General features: G+C 31.0%; 5 protein-coding genes. 2 read left to right on the top strand and 3 right to left on the bottom strand.

Annotation, left to right across the window (positions count from 1 at the left end; all coding sequences use genetic code 11):
* Positions 1-44 precede the first annotated feature (44 nt).
* On the bottom strand, positions 45-1,235 hold the full coding sequence (locus tag B3W71_RS04440) for an MFS transporter (RefSeq protein ID WP_346887736.1): 1,191 nt from the start codon (positions 1,233-1,235) through the stop codon (positions 45-47).
* Between the two features lie 380 nt (positions 1,236-1,615).
* On the opposite strand from B3W71_RS04440, the gene B3W71_RS04435 reads away from it, so the two are divergent.
* Positions 1,616-2,095, top strand: coding sequence for a DUF4230 domain-containing protein (locus tag B3W71_RS04435; RefSeq protein ID WP_346887735.1), 480 nt, complete (start codon positions 1,616-1,618; stop codon positions 2,093-2,095).
* Positions 2,096-2,289: 194 nt separating this feature from the next.
* Positions 2,290-2,868 carry a lytic transglycosylase domain-containing protein gene (locus tag B3W71_RS04430; RefSeq protein WP_346887734.1) on the top strand — a complete coding sequence of 193 codons (579 nt, stop codon included), beginning with the start codon at positions 2,290-2,292 and terminating at the stop codon, positions 2,866-2,868.
* 51 nt (positions 2,869-2,919) lie between these two features.
* Here B3W71_RS04430 and B3W71_RS04425 read toward each other — a convergent pair whose 3' ends face one another.
* Positions 2,920-4,149 carry an MFS transporter gene (locus B3W71_RS04425; protein WP_346887733.1) on the bottom strand — a complete coding sequence of 410 codons (1,230 nt, stop codon included), beginning with the start codon at positions 4,147-4,149 and terminating at the stop codon, positions 2,920-2,922.
* Positions 4,150-4,704: 555 nt separating this feature from the next.
* Positions 4,705-6,279: an amino acid carrier protein gene (locus B3W71_RS04420; protein ID WP_346887732.1), complete on the bottom strand. Its 1,575-nt coding sequence runs from the start codon at positions 6,277-6,279 to the stop codon at positions 4,705-4,707.
* Positions 6,280-6,381: the final 102 nt, after the last annotated feature.

The raw sequence follows: 6,381 nt of genomic DNA, 5'->3' as shown, positions 1-6,381 counted from the left end.
CCCATCTTTGACTTATTATCTATTTTCACATGCCTAAATAAGAGCTAAAGCTCCTCATTAATAGTTTCATCTTTATATATTTTTTTGCTATAACCTCTAAATATAAATAAAGCTAATATGGCATTCAGCAACAATATGCCTCCGTTGATGTAAAATGGCATTGAATGACTAAAGTTATCATACACCCATCCTCCAAGTAATGGTCCAACTATTGCTCCTAAACTTCCAACAAACATATATATACCATATCCTGAGCCTCTAGACTCATCTTCACTCAGCTCTGCCACCAAGGCTTCCTCTGCTGGTGAAGACATAACGCCCCCTATAGCCTCTATTGACCATAGAAAAATTAACATATTAATACTAATGACATTGCCTAAGCAGATTGACACTATCCCTGAGCAAATAAGTCCAATGACCATCAAAGAAATTCTGCCATACTTATCACTCATACTACCAAATTTTGCTGGTAAGTAGGCATAAATAAGAGCAGCTGGAATAAAAGCCATAGCTATAACTCCAATATCATTAGTGAATTTATCTTGAAGATAAACCATCAATAGTGGATTTATCATAGAAGCTGAAAAAGCAGTTGCGAAAACTATTATCATCAACATATAGAAATTACGACTATACTTTTTCTTTAATTTCCTATCAGTATTAATTGTTTTTACTTTTGTTTCAGATATTCCTTTGAATGCTATATATGCTGCTATTAATGCTAATACTGCATAGCCCCTAAATAAAAACTTTATTCCCATATCAAAGGTACAAATTGAGAATAAAGCAAATGCAATAATTGAGCCATATAGTGATCCTTTAGAGCTAGCTCCATCTATACTTCCGAGTGCATTACCCATCTTAGTGTCTTCTGAAATATCTGTGGCTATAGAATAAGCAGAAATCCACATTAAGGATGATCCTATTGCCTGAATAAATCTGCTTATATATAAATGACCAACACTTGATGCACTAGAAAATATTAGCATGGATAGTGAATAAAATATAAAGGATGCAACAAAGAAATATTTTCGTCCATATTTATCTATGGCCATTCCTATAATTGGCCTTAATACTAAGGTTACAATACTAAACATAGAAAATAATCCTCCGATGGCAAATGCGCTCCCTCCAATCATCTTTCCATAGACAGGTAACATGAACGTCATAATACTAAATCCAAAGGCTCCTAACATAATAGATTTTTCTAAACTTTTTCTACCCTTAACTTGCATACTTAATCTCCCCCTCTAAAACACCGACATTCAAACTTAATACTAATATACATAAAAATGTAATAATAATCAATATATTCCATTACATGTGGTAAAATACCCTATGTAAATTGCCATTTAAATACTTAATCTAAATTTAATTTGTATATCTCAAAAATTTTTACTATGAAAATCTAAAATTCATAATCCCCACTTCCATAGCATAAACATTAAAAAGATAATTTTGCGGGGTGATTATTCTGAAGAATTTAAAGTTAAAGAAGCTTTTTTCCTTTTTTAAAAAGCTTAAAATTATTATCTTTATAGTGGCTATAATTATTGTTTTCTTATTTATAAATTCCTTAACTACTAAAAATAAGCTTGAGAAAAAGAGTGATTTTGTGTCTGAAAAACTTATATCTATCTCTGAATTGGCTACCTCTCGTTATGATTACTCTAATGTAATATCTACAAAGAATAGCTTAAGCTTTAATGATATTACCATTCCTTTTACTGAAAAATCCTTTGTAGTTAAATATAATGGCTACATTACTGCTGGCTTAGATTTAAGTACCGCTACTTTTTCTATAGATAAAAATATACTTACTATAACTATTCCGCCTTGTTCTATACTTACTCATAATGTAAATGAAAATGAAGTCTTTATTTTTGATGAAAAAACCTCCATATTTAATAAGCTATCTATAGATGATATGCTTAATGAAATTGTAACGGAGAAATCTAAAACTGAGGAAAAAGTAATAAAGGACGGATTTCTTGATAAGGTTACAGTGGATACTATTCAGCTCCTCAAGAATATTTTCTTAAATTGTGGCTTTAATGAGGTAATAGTTAAAGTATTAGCTCAAGAAAATCAATAAACTTTGAACTATTAGTATATATTATGTAAACAATAAAGCACTTAAGAAATTTGTAATAAATTTCTTAAGTGTTTTAATCTATAATTATATTTAAGTAATTAGTTGTAGTAAAGTTTACAAAAGAATTTTTAAAAACTAAAAACGTTAAAGCTATTACATCCAATATAAAATATAAATTTTAAGGAGGGATTCTTTTGAAAAAAACAATATTCAATACTAAAAATTTTTTACTTATTTTAATTGTCATTATTTTTAGTACAATAATTATATGTTTTTTAAACAATGGCACTTCCCACGAACAAGGAACATTTGAGATAAAATATAAAAATTCTATTGATAAATACTGTAAGGATTATAATGTAGATAAATATTTGGTATATGCTATGATAAAACAGGAAAGTAATTTTAATAATGAAGCCGTGTCTTCAGCTAAAGCAAGAGGCTTAATGCAGATGACAGAAGATACTTTTAACTGGCTAAAACCTCAGCTAGGGGAAAGTTCTACCACCTTTGATGATTTGTTTGATGCAGATACTAATATTAGATATGGTGTGTTTTTTATTTCCGTTCTTCAGAAAAGTTTTTCTGAGCAGAACACTGTAGTTGCAGCATATAATGCAGGAATGAATATTACTAGTGAGTGGTTGCAGGATAGCGATTATTCTAATGATGGAGTCACATTGCATACCATACCATATAAAGAAACAGCAAATTATGTTATTGTAGTAGACTCTAATTATAAAAAATATTTGAATCTATACGGAAGTAAGTAAGCTGAGAAATAACAAAGGGCTATTGCAAAATATTTTACAATAGCCCCTTTACTATTTACTTCTATTAAAAAACTTCATAGACCCAATACTTATACAGAACAGAATTATTGCTAGCACAATAAAGGATATATTTAATGAACTAAATTGTCCTATAAAGCCTAGTAGTGGGAATATCATGATCATAAATATACTAAAGCATATACTTTGAACAGATATTAAGGTTGCTCTTTGAGCTGATGGAATAAGCTTATTTATATAATTAGAGCTAACTGGATATAAAATATTTATGCTCATGGAAAACATAATAAATCCTATAACAGAAATTATACCCTTACTATTGCTAAGGACTATAAGCCACACTCCCCCTACCATTGGAACTATGTAAAGCATGGCCTTTTTTAATAACTTCTCTACCTTATAAGCTAATTTAGCTCCCATGGCACAACCTATACTTGCTACTACATAGATTATGGCTATTAAGCTTCTAGAATAGCCCATTTCACTAAAATATTGTTGGCTATAAAAATGAGTAGTTGTCCCTGTCATAAATATTAATTCAAAGAACATCATTATAATGATAATTTTTTTATTATCCCTCATGACTTCAAAGCAGCTTTTAAAGTGTCCCACTATGGTAACTCTTTCTTTTGCTTCTTCATGAATTTCTGGCTCCTTAAATCCAAAGGATATTCCCAGTGCACAGATGCTTATTATAGATGATAATACATAACTATATACAAAGGAATAATCTGATAAGATACCTCCAACTAATACTGCTATCCCTTGTGCTACTTCAATAATGAAATTTAAATTCCCATTTATCTTCAGATATTTTTCTTCTTCTCCTATAACCTTTAAAGAGTCATATACCAAGGCTTCTTCGGAACCTGAATTTAAGTTATAAGACATGGCTGATATAACAAAGGCAATGGCAAAACCTATAAAGCTATTACAAAACAGCATTAAGATAGCTCCAATTGCAGACATAACTCTTCCAATAATTATGGTATTTTTTCTTCCCATAATATCAGCTAAGGCTCCTGTAGGAATTTCACATACTAAGCTAGTTATGTGATGGATTGACTCTAAAAGTCCTATCTCAACTAGAGACATGCCTTTATGAGCTAAGTATAATACCCAGACGGCAGAACTTATATCTATGGAAGATAAAAATTTGTATATATAATCAATTTTTATATTTCTCTTTAATCTTATTGAAACCTGATTTCCCTCTGACTTAATATTTTCATTTATATTTAAAATTTCTTTTGAGCTATTCATTGTAAATCCCCCTAATAATTAATTTTTCCGATGACTACCAGCTCTAATACTCCCTTCGCACTCTGTGAAAGCGATTCGCACNNAAAAATACTGATACTAAGAATTCGTTAGTAAAGCTTCGAAGAAGCTAAGAACTCTGTTTAAGAGCATTATAAAAGACCTTATTATGAAGAATTTAATCTTTATAATAAAGTCTTGGAGTTACTTTTGAAGTTGAAGGATCATCATTCCTGCAAAATCATCTTAAAAAAAGACATAGTAACCCCTTGTTTGATAATATTGCAGTTTTAACCATAGAACTGCTGCTTATTGGGGTATATCCTTTTTTAATATTAAGATATCTCACAGTTACTTCCTCCATTTTTTCTTTATACGTTTATTATATCACGCCTATAATATTCTGAATATATGCTATTAAAAGAACTCTGTTTATCCGATGACTACCCGCTCTAATACTCCCCTCTTCTTCAAAGCGGGAGTAAAGAGCGGATACGTCCCTGGATAACGATTTCTAAGCTTCAGTGGGAGTAACCCCCCTGAAGCAAAGAACTCTGTTTATATAGATGCTTGTCTCTTTTTCTCACTCTTCTCAGTTGAATTTTCATTCCAGCATGAAGTTTCGATTCCTATATCTAAAGAATTAAACTTTGCTCCATTAGTACTATTGTAATTATCTAAGGCTTTAAATACAATCTTACAGCCTAATAATAATATAGGTACGTTAGCATACACCACTAGTATATTTACTAAGTCAGATATATACCATAGATTACCAAGTTCTAATCCTGCTAGTACTGTCAAGCAACCAAAAGGTACAAATACTAAAGCACCTAGTCCTCTTATGGTATTAATACATTTCTTACTTCTTGATATAAAGTTTCCTGATATCTCGGCAAAAAGAATCATTCCAAGTAAAGTTGTAAATGCAAATAACCCATAACATAAAGATATTACAATAGTTGCAATAGAATCAAAGGCTGTACCTGGAATTAAATATTGTACAGAGGTTAAGTAAACTGTTAGCTTAGAACCCTTTATACTCTCCCAAGCTACTCCTGAATCAGCTGCCCACAGGCTTGCCATAACTACTACAATTCCTGTCATTGTAGCTATTACCATAGTATCTAAGAATACACCTAAAGCTTGTACTAATCCTTGCTCTACTGGATGATCATTGTCTGCTGTAGCTGCAGCCATAGTTATAGTTCCTTGTCCAGCTTCATTTGACATAAGACCTCTCTTTATTCCTTGTGCAAGTGCTACACCAAAAGCACCTCCAAAAACAGCTTGTGGCTTAAAGGCCCCTGCAAATACAGCTTTAAAGAATAGTGGAACTTTATCTAAATTAAATAATATTATCACTAAGGTTATTCCTACATAGATAAGGGCCATTACAGGAACCATTTTATCTGTAACTTTAGTAACTCCTTTTATTCCTTTAAATACAGTAACAACAACTGAAACTATTAATAGTATTACAATTACATAATATAATAAAGATTGTCTTTCATACACTTGTCCAGTCATTGTTTCTACTATAGAACCTAAACTGGTTACAATATTAAAGGTTTGAGCTGGTATACAAAACATTGAATATACTATGAATAAGATTGCTAGCATTACTCCTATGCTTCTTTTATTCCCTAAAATTTTCATTCCATAGAAAGGTAAGCCACCTACAAACTCATCATTTTTCTTCTCTTTAAATATTTGTGCTAGAACTGCTTCAACAAAGGCTGTAGCCATTCCAAAGAATGCGGATACCCACATCCAAAATATAGCTCCTGGCCCCCCCACACTGATAGCTCCAGTAACACCTACTATATTACCTGGTCCTATTCTCATAGCTGAACTTAATAGAAATGAAGCTAGTGGGGTAATTCCTGTCTCACGAGATTTCTTATCTACAAGTATTTTAAGACCTTTCTTAAACTTAGTACACTGAACAAATCCCATCTTGAATGTGAAATATAATCCTGCTCCTACTAAAATTAATATAGCTAATGAGAAATTCCCTACAATTGGAATGTTAGAATACCATTGAAAATTGGTTGGAAAATCCCATAAAAAATCTGCTATTGGTACTATAAACTCAAAGATTTTATTTATTGAGTTAAAAAATCCTTCCATTATTATATCCTCCTAAAGTTTATCTTATAATGCTCCCCTATTATCTCATATGATTTATACTTTACCTAGCATTTTTTTAGTTTTAGGCATCTGAAAATAAAT

This window comes from Clostridium sp. UBA1056, assembly GCA_002316385.1.
GTDB lineage: Bacteria > Bacillota > Clostridia > Clostridiales > Clostridiaceae > Clostridium_J.
This window is presented reverse-complemented; position numbering and strand designations above follow the sequence as displayed.

Excerpts from the sequence above, each read along its gene's own strand:
- B3W71_RS04440 (WP_346887736.1), bottom strand. The coding sequence starts at position 1,235 with ATGCAAGTTAAGGGTAGAAAAAGTTTAGAAAAATCTATTATGTTAGGA.
- B3W71_RS04425 (WP_346887733.1), bottom strand. The coding sequence starts at position 4,149 with ATGAATAGCTCAAAAGAAATTTTAAATATAAATGAAAATATTAAGTCA.
- B3W71_RS04420 (WP_346887732.1), bottom strand. The coding sequence starts at position 6,279 with ATGGAAGGATTTTTTAACTCAATAAATAAAATCTTTGAGTTTATAGTA.